Here is a 16,924-nt window from a genome sequence, read left to right as displayed (position 1 = left end):
GCTTTTGAAATTCCCTTTAAAGATTTAAGGATTAAGCATCAATTTTAGCATATTTTGCATTACGCTCAATAAATTCTCTACGTGGTGCAACTTCATCGCCCATTAGCATAGAAAAAGTATGATCGCATTCTGCAGCACTTTCAATTGTAGCCTGTAATAAAGTACGCGTAGCCGGATTCAAAGTTGTATCCCAAAGCTGTTCTGCGTTCATTTCACCTAAACCTTTATAACGTTGTATGTGTACGCTATCTTCTTTACCTGCGCCTTTTAAGCGTTGTACAGCAGCATCGCGTTGCACATCATTCCAGCAATATTCAAATTCTTTACCTTTTTTAACCTGATAAAGTGGTGGAGATGCAATGTAAACATAACCAGCCTCAATCAAAGCCCTCATGTAACGATAGAAGAAAGTTAAAATTAAAGTTGTAATGTGCGAACCATCAATATCGGCATCCGTCATGATTACGATTTTGTGATAACGAAGTTTCGTCATGTTCAAAGCCTTATCATCTTCAGGAGTACCTATGCTAACACCAATGGCGGTAAACATATTTTTAATCTCGTCGTTTTCGTAAATTTTATGCTCCATCGCTTTCTCTACGTTCAAAATTTTACCTTTTAAAGGCAAAATTGCTTGAATGTTTCTATCGCGACCTTGCTTTGCAGTTCCACCTGCCGAATCTCCCTCTACTAAATAAATTTCACATTTTTCAGGATCACTGTCAGAGCAATCGGCAAGTTTACCTGGTAAACCAGAACCGCCCATTACACTCTTACGCTGAACCATTTCGCGAGCCTTACGAGCCGCAGCACGAGCCGTAGCAGCCAAAATCACCTTATTGATAATCATTTTTGCTTCCTTCGGATTTTCTTCCAAATAAGCACCTAACGCTTCGCCAACAGCAATATCTACTGCACCCATTACCTCACTATTACCTAGTTTGGTTTTGGTTTGCCCTTCAAATTGTGGCTCCTGTACTTTAACAGAAACAACAGCGGTTAAGCCTTCTCTAAAGTCATCACCAGTAATTTCCATTTTCAGGTTTTTTAACAAACCCGATTTATCTGCGTAACTTTTTAAGGTACGCGTTAAACCTCTACGAAAACCAGCAATGTGCGTTCCGCCTTCGTGTGTATTAATGTTGTTTACATAAGAGTGAACATTTTCCGAATAACTATCGTTGTATTGAAAAGCCAACTCTACCGGAACACCATTTTTAATACCATCAATGTAAATTGGTTCTGGTAAGAAAGATGCTCTTGTACCATCTAAAAAGGTTACAAATTCTTTTAAACCACCTTCTGATTGGAAAACTTCTGATAAAAACGAACCGTCTTCTAAAGTTTCACGCTCATCCGTTAAGGTTAATTTAATGCCCTTATTAAGGAAAGCCAGTTCGCGTAAACGGCTTGCTAAAGTATCATATTTGTATTCAGTTGTTTGCGTAAAAATTGTAGCATCCGGACTAAAAGTTACAATCGTACCACGTTTATCGGTAGTACCAACTTCTTTAACATCGTATTGCGGAACACCAATTTTGTATTCCTGCATCCAAATTTTACCCTCGCGGTGTACCTCAGCTTTTAAATCAGTAGAAAGTGCGTTAACGCAACTTACACCCACACCATGCAAACCACCAGAAACCTTATAAGTATCTTTATCAAATTTACCGCCGGCGTGTAAAACCGTCATTACAATTTCCAGTGCCGATTTATTCTCTTTTGTGTTAATACCGGTTGGAATACCACGACCGTTATCTTCTACTCTGATTGAGTTTCCTACTAGAATCCTTACATCAATTGTATCTGCATGACCGGCCAAAGCCTCATCAATAGAGTTATCTACAACCTCGTAAACCAAATGGTGCAAACCTTTTACACCAGTATCACCTATATACATCGAAGGGCGCTTACGCACCGCTTCCAAACCTTCTAAAACCTGTATATTATCTGCCGAATAATTTGACTTTAAATCTTGTTCTTCGCTCATATTTTATTTAAAACTATAATCCTCAAAAATACGGAAATTTCGGCACTTTAACTAATATGTGGATAAGTTTTGAACTGTTAGAAAAACGCCTTCTGCAAGGTTTAAATAATGATTTTGAAAAGCAAAACCTGCAAATCAGTTTAACCCTCGCCCCGCTTTTTATTACAAGCCCCGAGAAAATCGGGGGCTTTCCATTTCAATCGGGTTTAATCTACAAAAACTGTGGTTCTTTTGTTAGTTCTGCACCCTGCAAGCGCCAATTTTAAAACTGCATTAGCCAACTAAACCCCAGCCTGCAGGCTGACAGGCGATATCAGCGAAAATACTTTTGTTTGCCTTAACAAAAAGATTGTAATGGTTAGCGGGATGAGGCTTTAAAATGAAAAACTGTTACTGCTTTTCAAATAATTTAAACTACTTAACGTTTTATTTGCGAGTGCGTAACTCTTAAATTGCATATAAAAACTAATTTATATAAGTTTGCTAAAATTTATTAAACAATAATGGAAAGAAGAACCTTTAAAACCTTTGGTTTATTTGCTACAGCAGCATTAATTACTGCTTTTTCGGCATGTCAAAACAAAGACGCTAAAACAACTGAAACTAAAAAAACAGATAGCACAACTGCTGCGGTATCTCCAAGCGAGAAAATTGTATATGTTAACTCTGATTCTTTATTAACAAAATACGATTACTTTAAAGACCTTAAAGTAAAATTTGAAGGCAAAAGCAAAAGCGCTCAAGCAGATATGCAAGCTAAAGGTCAGGCTTTCCAAAGAGAGGTTACGCAATACCAACAATCGGCACAAACTTTATCTGCCGACCAAAGAAAATCTACTGAAGAACGTTTAGCACGTAAACAACAAGAGTTACAAACCTACCAACAAAATGCCGGCGGTGCTTTGCAAAACGAGCAAGCTGCAGAGAACGAAAAGCTTTACGATAAAGTGGCTGCTTATTTAAAAACTTACGCTAAAGAAAAAGGCTATAAAATGGTTTTAACTTACTCAAAAGGCAACAGCGCTATATTATTTGCCGATGAAAGCTTAGATGTAACTGCAGAAGTAATTAAAGGCTTAAATGCTGATTATTCTAAAAAATAATTAAACAATATTTAAACTGAATGCCCTGAGTAATCGGGGCATTTTTTTTGCTTAAAATTTAATATGGAAAACATCGAAAAACATGCTGAATTTATGCGTTTGGCAATTAGCCTTTCAGTAAAAAATGTAAAAGAAAATATTGGTGGCCCTTTTGGTGCAGTTGTAGTTAAAGATGGCGAAATTATAGCTGGTTCGGGAAATAAAGTTACTTCCACTAACGACCCAACCGCACATGCAGAGGTTTCGGCAATTAGATTAGCCTGCACCAAATTAAACACTTTTGATTTAAGCGGTTGTGTTATTTATACCAGCTGCGAACCATGCCCAATGTGTTTGGGTGCAATTTATTGGGCCAAAATTGATACAATTTATTATGCAAACACTAAAGTTGATGCAGAAAACATTGGCTTTAGCGATAAATTTATTTACGAGGAACTTGATAAAGCTATGGACGACAGAAGCCTCCCTATTGTACAGTTAATGCGTGATGAAGCCCTGGAAGCTTTCAGGCTTTGGGAGAAATCTCCATTGAGATTGGAATATTAAAGAGGCGTAGTGGCAAAACTGTCATCCCGAGCTTGTCGAAGGGCTTAAGAAATAAACTTAAGGCATTTCGACAAGCTCAACGTGACATATATTATAATGAAAAATTAACCTATTTACTTGCTTCTTTGCTCGTTAATAAGCCAATCATTGAGTCTATTTCTTTTACCACTCCATCATCAGAACCTGAAAAACCAACCGCTTTGAAGCGAATATTTCCATCACCATCGATAATAAATTTGGTTGGTATTCCTTCTACCTTGTAGGCACTTACAATATCAAATTTGGAAGGATCTTTCACATTTTTGGTATCGTACAGAACATTAAAGTTTAACTTTTTTTCAGCGATAAAATCGGTTACAACTTTTTCTCTATTTTCTTCTGTTTGCCATGTATTTACATATAAAAACACCACATTAGGGTTGTTTGCATATTTAGCCATCGCTTTTTGCATACCTGGAAAAGATGCTACACACGGACCACACCATGTTGCCCAATAATCAAGTATTACAATTTTACCTTTTAAATCACTAAGACTAACTTTTTCGCCTTTTAAATTTGCCAATGAAAAGGTTGGAGCCGGAATGTTAATCATTTTTTTAGTCCACTCTGCTTTTGCTTTTGCATTGGCTTCTTTTTCCAAATCAGCCATAAATGTTTCGTATGAACCGGCCTTTTTAAGGTTTGCGTAAAGCATTTTAAAGTCTTTCTTAAGCGAATCAGAGCCTTTTCCTTCTCTGATTAATTTTTCGGCCTCCGTAAATGCTTTTTCATTCTTACCGTCTTTAATTAAATACGTAATGTAGCGTGTGTTAACATCTGGAGGTATTACTTTATAATATGACACCGCTTTTTCTTGTGTTGCCAAGGCTTCCTTAAATTTGCCATCATGATAAAGCAGTAAAGCATACGTGTCTGCGTACATACCCCAGCTTTGGTCTAATGCTTTAATGTAATCTTCTTTTGTTTGATAGAAAGCAGGTTTTTCATCATTCTTCGCCAATTCTATCAAATCGAGCGATTGTTTAGAAATCTTTGTAGCGAAGGCTATATTTTCATTTTTCTCTGCCAATGGCCAGGCTAGCTGATTGTACAAGCCGGCACGAGTGGTTTTTGCATCAACTTTGTTTGCATACAATTCAAATTTTGCATCATTTTTAACACTTGCAAATGCTTCGGCCACAAGTGCATAAACAGAATTTAATTTAGCTGCATCGGCTTTATTAGCCTTGTCTAATTTGAATTTAGTAATCAGATCGTTTGCTTTCTGTTCTAAAGTTGGAGGGTCTTTTTCTGCGTACAAAGCATTCATTGCTTGTCCGTAAGCATAATTCCCAGTCGAAAATTTCTTTAAAACAATTGCCTTAACCGAATCGGCTTGCGCTTTTTTCTTTAAAATATTATATAAGTTCAAATTCGTAACTAAATCTTCCTCTTTCGGATCATTAATTTTAGAAAGTGTTTTAATATTTTCTTCAATCAATAGTGCACCAGTTTCTTTATTTGCTTTATATACGTTAGATAAATAGTTTACCAGGTATTTCTTTTCCAAAGCAGGTTTGATGGCGAAGGCTTGTTTGTAGCTTGCCGCACTTTTTGCATAATCTAAGGTTAAGCCCAGATAAAATTTACCGGCCAAACCAAACAAGAAAGCTTCATTTAGGTAAGCCTCTGCAGGTATTTTTCCATCTTTGGTAAATTTTAACATATAGCCATTTGGCGACTCATCTTTCTGTTCATCTACAGAAAATGCTAAAGCAGCCAATGTAATACTGTCTGAGGTTACAATTTCCCCCTTGTAAATATCTCCTTCTTTTACCAAATCCACTTTTGCGCTTTTAGGATTTGTAGTAGAAAAAAAACTTAATGAGGTACATTTAACATCAGCCAGATTTTGCAGGTTTGTACCTTTGGGGTCGTAAGTAAATTTTACTGTTGTGCCTGCCACCGGATTTTCAGTTGAAAATTTTACCGATTGAGCTCCTGCTAATTTTGCTATAAAACACAAGAGGAGAAATAATTTTAATGGTTTCATATTTAAAAGGTTAGGTTTAGGAATAGAATAACTAAATATATAGTTTATAAATTTAAATCACAAATTATTTTATTAAAATTTAAGGTATAATTATTGCAAAGGTATTTGCATGACCTACGAACAAAAAATTACAAATGAACTTGAATTTTGGAAGTTTAAAACCTTGCAAAAACCATCTCTGTTTAACAAGGTAACGGATAATGTTCAAAAGAAAATAAATAGCTACATACCAGATAAAGTACATAGTGCAATTACGGTTGCAATAAAACAAATGGTAAAGGCTGTACTTTTTGGTTCAACATTTACAACGGCTAAGCCTGTGGAGGATTTTACTTTCATGCATCGCGAAGCGCTGATAATGCAGAAAATAGATAATTATAAAAAAACAGGTGCAGCAGAAGGTGGAATTACCGGAGCGGGTGGTTTTTTAATGAGCCTTGCCGACTTCCCCATCCTTTTAGGTATTAAAATGAAAATGCTGTTTGATATTGCGGCAACCTATGGTTACGATGTTAAAGATTATAGAGAAAGATTATTTATACTACACATTTTTCAGCTGGCATTTTCCAGTAAAAAAGAGAGCCAGAATGTTTTTGCAAAAATGCAGAATTGGGATAACCTGGCTCATAAACTTCCAACCAACATTGATGAGTTTGATTGGTTAACCTTTCAACAGCAATATCGCGATTATATAGATTTAGCAAAACTTGCGCAAATGCTTCCTTTTGTAGGTGCAGCTGTAGGTGCCGTTGCCAATTATAAACTTATAGATAGATTAGGCAAAACTGCAATGATGAGTTATAGAATGAGGTATTTCAGTATGCAATCGGTAGTAATTGCTGAAAAGCAGGTTAAGGATTTACGACTGGAAACTAACGAATAATTTAATCTTCTTCGTTAAACAAGCCTCCTATCAAATCGTCTGTTTCCCTGCGATCTTTCTTGGTTGGTCGCCCGGTTCCTCTATCTCTTTTTAAACTTGGCGAATGAAACGCAGATTTAAATGCATGTGTTTCTTCAACGGGTGTTAAATCTTTGTATTTGGTTAATGCCGTTGGCGAATCGGTTCGGTTGTAACTAAAATCTACAACTTCAATAACTTTTTTTTCTATTCCTTTTGATACCTGATAAACATCGCCAATTTTAACAATTGCTGATGCTTTAATATTTTGGCCCTTAAGTTTAACCCGGCCGGCTTTACAAGCATCTGTTGCCAGGCTTCTGGTTTTAAAAAGTCTGATTGCCCACAAATATTTATCAATTCTAAGTTTTTCTGCTTCTGCCATGTGAGTGTGTTTGTTGCCTGGGTTTATAACTGATTGGTTTAGAACCTAAGCTTACAAATGTAAAAAACCAAAGTTAAGCAACCCAAAGCCAAAAAACCAAGCATCCAAAAAACTAAAAAACAAAATTAAAAACCAATTTTTTTAAGTTATTTTGCATAAAATTTAAAAACATAATGTATTCAGATTTAAAGAAATTAATTGAAGCCGCTTGGGAAGATAGAACCCTTTTAAAATACAGTAATTATTGTGAAGCTATTGAAGCCGTAATTATGGGTCTTGATAAAGGAGAAATCCGCGTTGCTGAACCAGTTTTAAACTCTTGGGGCATTAACGAATGGGTAAAGAAAGCCGTTATTTTATATTTCCCAATCCGTGAGATGAAAGAGATTAAAAGTGGTCCTTTTGTTTATCATGATAAAATGGATTTAAAAACCGACTATAAATCTACTGGTGTACGTGTTGTGCCTATGGCAAGTGCTCGTTATGGTTCATTTTTAGCTAAAGGCGTAATCATGATGCCATCGTACGTAAACATTGGTGCTTATGTAGATGAAGGTACAATGGTTGATACCTGGGCGACTGTAGGATCTTGTGCTCAAATAGGTAAACGTGTACATTTAAGTGGTGGCGTTGGTATTGGCGGCGTGTTAGAACCGGTACAAGCTGCTCCGGTAATTATCGAAGATGATGCATTTTTAGGTTCGAGAGCAATTGTTGTAGAAGGCGTAAAAGTTGAAAGAGAAGCGGTTCTTGGTGCTAATGTTGTTTTAACAGCATCAACTAAAATTATCGATGTAACAGGTCCTACACCTGTCGAATATAAAGGAATTGTACCAGCTCGTTCGGTAGTTATTCCGGGTAGTTACACCAAAAAATTCCCAGCGGGAGATTTTCAGGTTCCTTGCGCTTTAATTATTGGTAAACGTAAAGAAAGTACAGATAAGAAAACTTCGCTTAATGATGCATTAAGAGAAAATAATGTAGCTGTATAAGCCGAAAGCAAAAAGTTGAAAGCTGAAAGCGAAAATAAAATACAAAAAGCCGAAAGTCGGGAACTTGAGCAATCAAGCTTTGGTCTTTCGGCTTTAAGCTTTAAGCTTAAAATCGGTTTCGATGGCAAGCGTGCTGCAAATAACTTAACCGGCTTAGGAAACTATAGCCGTTCGTTGATTGAGAATTTAGCCATCCAATTTCCAGAAAATGAATACTATGTTTATGCTCCAAAAGTTAAGGTAGCTAAACAAATTCAATCCTTCTTTACATTAAAAAACATTCGCCTAAAGCTTCCACAAAGTGGAAAATTTTTATGGCGAAGTTTTAATATTTTAAAAGATTTAAAGAAGGATAAAATTCAGCTTTTTCATGGCTTAAGTCATGAAATACCTTTAGGGATATCTAAAACTCCAATTAAATCAATTGTTACCATCCACGATTTAATCTTTCTTCGTTACCCAGAGTATTATAAGTTTATCGATAGAAAGCTTTACGAATGGAAAAGCAAATCAGCTTGCAAAAATGCCGATAAGGTAATTGCCATTAGCGAAAAAACTAAAGATGATATTGTTGAACTTTACGGGATTAATCCTGATAAAATTGAGGTGATTTATCAAAGCTGTGATGATATTTTTAAAAGCCTGATTCCTGCAGATTCCTTATCAAGAATAAAAAACACCTATCATCTTCCTGAAAAATACATTTTAAATGTTGGAACTATTGAGCCTCGGAAGAATCTGAAATTAATTGTTCAAGCATTAAAAGATGTTGATAAGGATTATAAATTAGTAGTTATTGGTAAGCCAACGCCATATTTCGAATCGGTTAACAATGAAATCCAAAAACTGGGTTTAGAAGAAAGGGTAATTTTCCTCAGGAACATTCCATTTGCAGATTTACCAGGAATTTATCAAATGGCTGAAGTTTTTGTATACCCCTCATTTTATGAAGGCTTTGGTATACCAATAATTGAGGCTTTGTATTCTGGAGTGCCTGTTATTGCAGCAACTGGTTCATGCCTGGAAGAAGCCGGTGGCCCTGATAGTTTGTATGTTAATCCTAACGATTCAAAACAACTTAGCCAGCACTTAAATCAAGTTATAAACGAGCCAGGGTTAAAGGACAATATGAAAGCAAAAGGGCTGGAATTTGTTCAAAAATTCAACAGCCCTTTTGTTACTAAGCACTTGATGGATTGCTACCAGAGTATTTTAAAATAATTACTTCGAAGCTACAGCTGGCGGATACTGAGCCAAAATTTCTTTAATACCTGTATTTAAACGTTCTTCTCTCTTATTTAAATTATCAAGATTAAAGCCACTACCGCGGCCATGCCAAACTAAAGTTTTTGATTTTGGATCTAAGAAATCGATAATTACGGTGCCTTCCATGTATTGGTTAACGTTGGTCATGCCGCCGCCGCCCCAGCCGCCCCATCCCCAGCCCCAACCCCAACCTGGTCCATAAAACCCTGGGCCGTAGTTGTAAATCTGGGTACGTTCTCTGGCTACCACAACTAAATTTACCAATAAATCTGGTTTGGCAGATTTACTGAAGCCTTTAGCTGTTAAATCAGCATCAATAGCTGCCAACATTCTACGCTTATCCAAATTATTCATTTGTAATCTGTTTAAGCCTTTTTCATAAAAATTGTAAGTTTTGTAATTACCGAAATTAGCGGTTTTGTCGTAATCAGATGCTGTACGAAGCGACGAGCAGCTGCTAAATGCTATTACGATCGCGAATAGCATAAATAATTTGGTTAAAGTTCTCATATACATTTTATTTGCGTGTTTCTATTTTTTATAACCTAACTAAAAATACGAATAATTCGGATAATTAGATTACATAACAGCCTAATTTTTACACTATTATTGTTATTCTAACAACCAATAGAAAAAGCCATTGTTTTGGTTTAAATGTTAAATATTGTTCGGTTGAGCGAATTTAACATCTTATCTTTGTACATGCTTAAAGATGAAATTAACAAAGCTTTAGAAGTTTTAAAGGCAGGTGGTGTTATCCTTTATCCAACAGATACAATTTGGGGACTTGGTTGCGATGCTACAAACGCTGAAGCAGTAGATAAGCTCTTGGCCATCAAAAACAGACCAGCTGAAAAAAGCCTTATTATTCTTTTAGACACAGAGAACAAAATTCAAAGCTATGTAACCGAAGTTGCAGATGTAGCTTACGATTTAATTGAGTATGCCGAAAACCCCTTAACTATTGTTTTTTCTGGAGCAAAAAACTTGGCTCAAAATGTAATAAATACTGATGGAAGTGTTGGAATCAGGGTAGCTAAACATGATTTTTGTACACCATTAATTCAAAGATTTAGAAAACCCATTGTATCAACCTCAGCAAATTTAAGCGGAAATCCTTCACCAAAATACTTCGATGATATTGATAGTAAAATTGTGGATGCTGTAGATTATGTAGTAGATTTTGAGCAAGAAAATCGCAGCATAAAAAAGCCTTCAACCATAATGAAACTATCGGCGGGTGGTCAGTTCGAATTTATTCGCAAGTAATTTTATAAATTTTAAAAAATTTAATCAGGTTGTTAACCAAATAGAAAAGGTGTTTTTTCGTGATGAATTCATCATCTTAAAAAAGCTTGTGCTAACAACTCCATTATTATGCAACAACATTTACATAACCCCATATTTAAAATACTATCTACAATTGCAGATAAAAACCAAACCGAAGCTTACGTAATTGGTGGTTTTGTACGCGATTTGTTCTTATATCGTTCTTCAAAAGATATTGATGTGGTGGTGTTAGGCAGCGGAATAGAATACGCAGAAGCTGTAGGTAAAAAATTAAATACTAAAGTAGCCGTGTTTAAGAGTTTTGGTACAGCCAATATAAAATATAACGATTTAGAAATTGAGTTTGTTGGTGCCAGAAGGGAATCTTACCGATCTGATTCTAGAAAACCAATTGTAGAAGATGGTACGTTAAAAGATGACCAGCTTCGCCGCGATTTTACAATAAATGCATTGGCAATAAACTTAAATGCAGAAAATTTTGGTGAATTATTAGATCCGTTTGGAGGCATTAAGGATATTGAAAATAAAATAATCAGAACGCCTCTTGATCCTGAAATCACATTTTCGGATGATCCATTAAGAATGATGCGGGCCATTCGCTTTGCTTCTCAATTAAATTTCACTATTGATGAGCAAGCAATTGAAGCCATAAAAGCTCAAAAAAGCAGAATCAGCATCGTTTCTAAAGAACGTATAACGGATGAAATGAATAAAATTATTTTATCGGCGAAACCATCGGTGGGTTTTAAACTTTTGTTTGATACTGGACTACTACATATAATTTTCCCTCAAATGGCTCAACTTTACGGAGTAGAAATCATCAAAGGGAAAGGTCACAAGGATAATTTTTATCACACCTTGGAGGTTTTAGATAATATTTGTAAAACCACCGACGATTTGTGGTTGCGCTGGGCAGCAATTTTGCATGATATAGCAAAACCGGCAACTAAAAGATTTGAAGAAGGCCACGGCTGGACTTTCCATGGGCACGAAGACAAAGGCGCTAGAATGGTTCCAAAAATTTTCAACGATTTGAAGTTACCCCTTAACGAAAAAATGAAATTCGTTCAAAAACTAGTGCAATTACACCTTCGTCCGATAGTTTTAGCGCAAGATACGGTAACAGATTCGGCGGTTAGAAGATTACTATTTGACGCCGGCGAAGAAATTGAAAGCTTAATGTTGCTTTGCAACGCCGATGTAACCACTAAAAACGAATACAAAAAAGCAAAATATAGAAACAACTTTGAGTTGGTTAAACAGAAGCTTAAAGATGTTGAAGAGCGAGATCAAATTAGAAATTGGCAACCACCCGTTACCGGAAATGATATTATGCAAACTTTTGCTTTGGAAGCTGGCAAGGAAGTCGGAATTATAAAAAGTGCCATTAGAGAAGCCATTTTGGAAGGAGAAATCGCTAATGATTATAATCAGGCTTTTAATTTTATGCTGAGCTTAGCCAAACAAATGGGTTTGAAACCCGTTAATAAATAATTTAATTGCCGAATTGATAAAACAAACAACCTTTTTGTTGCGTTTGTTGTTTTGTGATGAAACAAATTAACTTTATTTTTACGGCTCCAAAAGACAATAATGGCTATTTATAAATTTAAAATTACCTTCGAAGATTTTGATGATGTGGTACGTGAAATCGATATCAAATCTAATCAGACATTTGAAGATTTGCACAAAGCAATACATAAATCAACTGGTTATAATGCAGAAAAACCATCATCATTTTATGTAAGTACCGATAATTGGTTAAAAGGTGATGAAATTGCTTATTTACCTAATGATAGAAAAAAAGATCGTGTTGTTTTAATGGAGAATTCGAAGCTTAGTGGCTTTATTGAAGATCCTCATCAAAAATTTTATTACACCTATAATTTTGATCGCCCTTTTGATTTTCACGTAGAATTGATAAAAATCATTTTGGATGCCGATCCGCATATTGAATATCCTTTTCTGGCTAAAAGCACTGGTGAAGCCCCTAAAATTCTGGAACAGAAAAGCGGTCAGATCGTAGATGCCGGCTCTACAGCTGTATCGGCTGGTGAATTTGATTTCCTTAATGAATTAAATTTTGTTCCTGAAGATACTGATGAATTAGAAGCTATGGGAGAAATGGGCATTAATGAAGAGGAACGAGACGAAGATGATGAAAAGGAAGATGACGAATTTGGTGATGAATTCTCTGACGATGATAATTTTGAAGACGATACACAAAAAGAAGATTACTAATTAAATAAAATGATATTATTAAACTGTCGGACATACATCCGACAGTTTTTTTATGCAAACAAAATGGCTACAAGCAAAAAATCCAAAACATTAGTTGTTATTGTTGGACCAACAGCAATTGGAAAAACAGCTTTAGCTATACATGTTGCCCAACATTTCAAAACAGAAATTGTATCTGCCGATTCCAGACAATTTTTTAGAGAGATGGAAATTGGTACGGCAAAGCCTGATGGAAATGAACTGAGCGCTGCAAAGCATCATTTTATAAATTCTCATTCGGTAAAAGAATTTTTTAGTACCGGAGATTTTGAACAAAGTGCATTAAAAGTAATTGATGGTATTTTTCAAGAGCATGATATTGCTATTATGGTTGGTGGCTCAGGCTTATATATAAATGCCCTTATCAATGGTTTGGATGAAATGCCTGAAATAGATTTAGCCATACGTGCTAAACTTAACCATCAATTTGAAACAGAAGGATTGGAATCTATCCAAAATCAATTAAAAGCATACGACCCCGAATATTTCGACAAAGTTGATCAAAATAATCCTCAAAGGATGATAAGAGGTTTAGAAGTTTTTCTTTCTACCGGAGAAAAGCTTTCTTCAATGTTATCCGCAACTAAAAAAGAAAGACCTTTTAACATCATTAAAATTGGTTTAAACACAGATAGAGCCCTTTTGTACAACCGAATTAATGAAAGGGTTGATAAAATGATGGAATCTGGACTCGTGGATGAAGTAAAGTCTCTTATTGAATATAAAAATTTGAATGCCTTAAACACAGTTGGTTACAGCGAAATATTTGATTTTATGGATGGGAAAATCTCACTAGATGAAGCCATTTCTGCCATAAAACAAAATACCCGTCGCTTTGCGAAAAGACAGCTAACCTGGTTCAGGAGAGACGAAGAAATAAATTGGTTCGAACCCAATGAAAAACAAGCTGTTATCAGCTTAATTGCTCAAAATATTGGCGTATAAAAAAAGCTCTCGAAAAAATCGTGAGCCTACCGTTTAATTATTGATTTTCAGTAAAATAAGACCTTCATTACCAGGGACGAAGCAATCTTAAGGCGATAAATATGACTTTATCGAAGGATTGCTTCGTGCCCCGCAATGACGGAAAAAGTCATTAATTCTCCTTAATTAGGAAATTTAACGCCTCTGTATTGTGAAACATCAACCACTGGAATATTTGAACCGTATTTATTGTTTATCGCATCTATAAATACATTAGCAATAACCGCATTTCCTCTCGGCGTTAAATGCACACCATCCAAAGAAAAAGCGCCACCCGTAATAAAAGATGAATTAATACTTACACCCTGAATCACAATACCAGTTTTAACCTGATTTAAATAACTATAAGTATCAGCAATGGCTAAACTTTTGCTTTCTGCTAACGATTTAATTGTACTGTTGTAACTCAAAACATAATCCTTAACTCTGGCAACTTCATCTTTATCTAAAACCCAATTATTTGCTATCGGATTTAAAGGGTGTAATCCATAAGGCAATCCGGCAGCATTAGGTACACCAAATAAACCTGAAGATTGAAAAGGTAAACGAATTAAATCTTCAGCAGTTGCGGCTCTAACTGTTCCAGCACCTGTTTGAATATAAACTGCGCCAGCAGCAGGATTTATTGCCTTTGCTGCATTTAATAACGCAGCTACGGTAACAGTATTAAAATAGGGAATTGAAGTTACATCGGGTATAGTGGCAACTACACCCTTTTGTCCGTTTGCAGTTAATAAATTAATCAGATTAGAGTATAGAAGCGCAAAGGTTGATTTATCTGTTAGCACATTGGTGGCATCAGTAGTTACACCGCCATTTGTTGCATAACCTAAAGCATCATTATTTCCTAACCAAAGGGAAAAAAATGTATGATTTCTTCCTTGTATAAATTGAAAATAACTAACCGTTCCTACTTGTGCATCAGTTAACAAGCGCTCGAGATAGGGATTTGCAGCGCCAAATGGTGCAGCAAAAGCTAAATCTACTCGCATACCAGGTACACCTAAATTTTGAACCTCGCCACTAAATTTTGTTAACTTACCCGTAGCATCTCTTAGTGCCAGATTTGTGGTTACAGGCGTAAGTGTGGGTGTTCCGTTTATCAAAGCTGTTAAAGATAAATATCCTGAACCATTAGCCTGTGCATCAGTAAAAAAAGGAGAAGTAAAACTTCCGCCTCCTACAGTAGCCATTTTTGCAGCAATTAGATTTGGGTAGGCCACCTTTTGTCCTTCTAGATAGAGTCCACCATCTGCAAAACCTGCTGTAAGAGAGTTTCCTATAGAAATATATTTGCTAAAATTGGCTTGTCCTGCGGTAGTAGCAGCGGTAGATTCAATTTCAGGCTTACACGCAGCAGCGAAAAACATTGCTGCAATCGCCAAACTATTTATTATATATCTTTTCATATAAATTTCTCCTACCATTTGTATGTTAATGAAATGCCTGGTGCATAAACCAATGTTTTAAAGGTACCATCCAAACCTGTTTCTATATTTTTTTGCTTACGCGATTGAACATCTTCAAAAAAGAATGATGCATTGACTTCAAACCTTGAAGTAAAAGAATAGCCAGCGCCTGCACTCAAAATGTAGCGGTTAGCATCTGGTGCCTCTGGTGTTACAAAACCATCCTGAACGGGAGTAAGTGCATAACCAACACCAGCACGTAACGCTAACTTTTTGCTAGCTTTATGATTTACACCAAGCTTAAAGGAAGAACCATCACGGTAATTACGGGCAGATTTTGTATCTGCTAATGCTGATGTATTTACAGCATAATCAAAAGCCAACTCCTTATAAACTCTCCACTGCACCCAACTTGCATCAAAAGCTAAAGTTGTACTTTTTGATAATGGAATACCAATACCTAAAGTTGTTGTAGAAGGTAATGGCAATTCTGCAGTAAATTTATTTCCATCAGGGAAAGAAGGTTTTAATGATGCCGGCACATCGAATATCGCATCACCATCATTCAATTTTGTTATAACTTCTGAGCGGTGAACCACAGCAAATGTGATATTACTTAAGGTGTTGATGTAAATACCTGCATTCCAACCAAAACCTTTACCAGTTCCTTCCAATGTTGCATGACCAGATCTTCCATCAGGAAAATTTACAGGTAAAGCACGTTGTAGGTTCACTTCGCCATGGTTATAAACAAAACCGGCACCTATGCCTATCCTGTCTGTAATTTTAACACTTAAAGTTGGCTGTATATATATTGCCTTCAGATTTAAAGAGGTTAACGCATATTTGCCAGACCAATCATTACCCCAATCTACCAGTCCACCAAAAGGTGTATAAACGCCTAAACCTAATTTCCATTTGTTAGATTTAGTGCCCCATAATGCATAGGCTTCAAAAGGTGGAGCAATTTTATTTTTTACATTTTCAGATATATTTGAACCATTTTGTTGGAAAACAGATTTAAATAGCAGAGGATTAACACCTGCCGAAATTGAGTTTTTTTCTAAAAAACTTACGGCACCCGGATTAAAAAAGATTGAAGCTTCATCTAAAGCTAAAGCAGAACCTGCTCCAGCCATGCCAATTTGCTTCTGTCCTTGTAAATTAACTTGAAAACCTTGCCCCAATACCCAAAAAGGAACGGAAAGTAACACGCTCAATAAAAATTTTTTCATAAAATATATGGTTATAGCACAAGTGCGTACTATGCTAACATAGCAACAAATAATTTGTTTAATAATAAACTGAGAAAATTATGCTTGCGCAGTTGGCCCGCCAAAACCCATCGGGAATGGTGGTTCTTCTTGTGTTTTGATACGCCCGTTCGCTGCCTCAAATTTTTGGATATTATCATCCAATGCAGTTAATAAACGCTTAGCGTGTTCTGGAGTTAATATAATTCTTGATTTTACTTTTGCCTTCGGGATTCCTGGCATAACACGAATAAAATCTAAAACGAATTCGGTATTTGAGTGCGTAATGATTGCTAGATTAGAAAAAATTCCTTCGGCAATTTCTTCTGATAATTCTATATTCAGCTGGTTTTCGTTTTGTTGCTCGTCCATAAGTTTATAATAATATTCGGTAAATAATGCGTTAAAGTTAAGGTTTAATTACAAGCTATAAAATTATTGCTTAACAAAAAAGGGTTGTTCCTATTAGAAACAACCCTTTCTAAAATAAAAT

General features: G+C 35.8%; 16 protein-coding genes. 9 read left to right on the top strand and 7 right to left on the bottom strand.

The genetic code is table 11. The features are described from left to right. Positions 1-31: 31 nt before the first annotated feature. Positions 32-1,990, bottom strand: a complete 1,959-nt coding sequence (gyrB, locus tag LUA86_RS12020) for a DNA topoisomerase (ATP-hydrolyzing) subunit B (protein WP_231462683.1) — start codon at positions 1,988-1,990, stop codon at positions 32-34. A 503-nt stretch (positions 1,991-2,493) separates the two neighbouring features. Between gyrB and LUA86_RS12015 the strand changes: the two genes are divergently transcribed. Both LUA86_RS12015 and LUA86_RS12010 read left to right on the top strand, forming a co-directional pair. Beyond that, positions 2,494-3,093 carry an OmpH family outer membrane protein gene (locus tag LUA86_RS12015; protein WP_231462651.1) on the top strand — a complete coding sequence of 200 codons (600 nt, stop codon included), beginning with the start codon at positions 2,494-2,496 and terminating at the stop codon, positions 3,091-3,093. Positions 3,094-3,156: 63 nt separating this feature from the next. After that, on the top strand, positions 3,157-3,639 hold the full coding sequence (locus LUA86_RS12010) for a nucleoside deaminase (protein ID WP_231462649.1): 483 nt from the start codon (positions 3,157-3,159) through the stop codon (positions 3,637-3,639). A gap of 109 nt (positions 3,640-3,748) precedes the next feature. Here LUA86_RS12010 and LUA86_RS12005 read toward each other — a convergent pair whose 3' ends face one another. Further along, positions 3,749-5,671, bottom strand: coding sequence for a TlpA disulfide reductase family protein (locus LUA86_RS12005; RefSeq protein WP_231462647.1), 1,923 nt, complete (start codon positions 5,669-5,671; stop codon positions 3,749-3,751). A gap of 109 nt (positions 5,672-5,780) precedes the next feature. Between LUA86_RS12005 and LUA86_RS12000 the strand changes: the two genes are divergently transcribed. Further along, entirely contained in the window at positions 5,781-6,554 is a 774-nt protein-coding gene (locus LUA86_RS12000) for an EcsC family protein (protein ID WP_231462645.1), read from the top strand. 1 nt (position 6,555) lies between these two features. Here LUA86_RS12000 and LUA86_RS11995 read toward each other — a convergent pair whose 3' ends face one another. Continuing rightward, on the bottom strand, positions 6,556-6,957 hold the full coding sequence (locus LUA86_RS11995) for an RNA-binding S4 domain-containing protein (protein WP_231462643.1): 402 nt from the start codon (positions 6,955-6,957) through the stop codon (positions 6,556-6,558). 173 nt (positions 6,958-7,130) lie between these two features. On the opposite strand from LUA86_RS11995, the gene LUA86_RS11990 reads away from it, so the two are divergent. Together LUA86_RS11990 and LUA86_RS11985 are read left to right on the top strand one after the other, a co-directional pair. Continuing rightward, positions 7,131-7,949, top strand: a complete 819-nt coding sequence (locus LUA86_RS11990; RefSeq protein WP_231462641.1) for a 2,3,4,5-tetrahydropyridine-2,6-dicarboxylate N-succinyltransferase — start codon at positions 7,131-7,133, stop codon at positions 7,947-7,949. A 15-nt stretch (positions 7,950-7,964) separates the two neighbouring features. Beyond that, a complete protein-coding gene (locus LUA86_RS11985; protein WP_231462637.1) occupies positions 7,965-9,170 on the top strand; it encodes a glycosyltransferase family 1 protein in 1,206 nt (401 codons plus the stop codon). Here the strand turns inward: LUA86_RS11985 and LUA86_RS11980 are convergent, their stop codons facing one another. Then, positions 9,171-9,725, bottom strand: a complete 555-nt coding sequence (locus LUA86_RS11980) for a DUF4136 domain-containing protein (RefSeq protein ID WP_231462635.1) — start codon at positions 9,723-9,725, stop codon at positions 9,171-9,173. A 192-nt stretch (positions 9,726-9,917) separates the two neighbouring features. Between LUA86_RS11980 and LUA86_RS11975 the strand changes: the two genes are divergently transcribed. From LUA86_RS11975 to miaA, 4 genes are all read left to right on the top strand, one after another. Next, positions 9,918-10,484 carry an L-threonylcarbamoyladenylate synthase gene (locus tag LUA86_RS11975; RefSeq protein ID WP_231463121.1) on the top strand — a complete coding sequence of 189 codons (567 nt, stop codon included), beginning with the start codon at positions 9,918-9,920 and terminating at the stop codon, positions 10,482-10,484. Between the two features lie 108 nt (positions 10,485-10,592). After that, positions 10,593-11,999 carry a CCA tRNA nucleotidyltransferase gene (locus LUA86_RS11970; protein ID WP_231462627.1) on the top strand — a complete coding sequence of 469 codons (1,407 nt, stop codon included), beginning with the start codon at positions 10,593-10,595 and terminating at the stop codon, positions 11,997-11,999. A 99-nt stretch (positions 12,000-12,098) separates the two neighbouring features. After that, a complete protein-coding gene (locus LUA86_RS11965) occupies positions 12,099-12,746 on the top strand; it encodes a plasmid pRiA4b ORF-3 family protein (protein WP_231462625.1) in 648 nt (215 codons plus the stop codon). Positions 12,747-12,809: 63 nt separating this feature from the next. After that, positions 12,810-13,730 (top strand): tRNA (adenosine(37)-N6)-dimethylallyltransferase MiaA, encoded by a 921-nt coding sequence (gene miaA / locus LUA86_RS11960; protein WP_231462617.1) that lies wholly within the window; start codon positions 12,810-12,812, stop codon positions 13,728-13,730. A gap of 161 nt (positions 13,731-13,891) precedes the next feature. On the opposite strand, the gene LUA86_RS11955 is transcribed toward miaA, so the two are convergent. The 3 genes from LUA86_RS11955 to LUA86_RS11945 form a co-directional block, all read right to left on the bottom strand. Then, positions 13,892-15,178 carry an SGNH/GDSL hydrolase family protein gene (locus LUA86_RS11955; protein WP_231462615.1) on the bottom strand — a complete coding sequence of 429 codons (1,287 nt, stop codon included), beginning with the start codon at positions 15,176-15,178 and terminating at the stop codon, positions 13,892-13,894. Between the two features lie 11 nt (positions 15,179-15,189). Next, positions 15,190-16,413 carry an OmpP1/FadL family transporter gene (locus tag LUA86_RS11950; RefSeq protein WP_231462614.1) on the bottom strand — a complete coding sequence of 408 codons (1,224 nt, stop codon included), beginning with the start codon at positions 16,411-16,413 and terminating at the stop codon, positions 15,190-15,192. A 78-nt stretch (positions 16,414-16,491) separates the two neighbouring features. After that, a complete protein-coding gene (locus LUA86_RS11945) occupies positions 16,492-16,803 on the bottom strand; it encodes a DUF3467 domain-containing protein (RefSeq protein ID WP_231462600.1) in 312 nt (103 codons plus the stop codon). Positions 16,804-16,924: the final 121 nt, after the last annotated feature.

The organism is Pedobacter sp. Leaf132, from assembly GCF_920984695.1.
GTDB lineage: Bacteria > Bacteroidota > Bacteroidia > Sphingobacteriales > Sphingobacteriaceae > Pedobacter.
The sequence above is the reverse complement of the archived record's forward strand: the minus strand, read 5'-3'. Positions and strand labels throughout refer to the sequence as shown.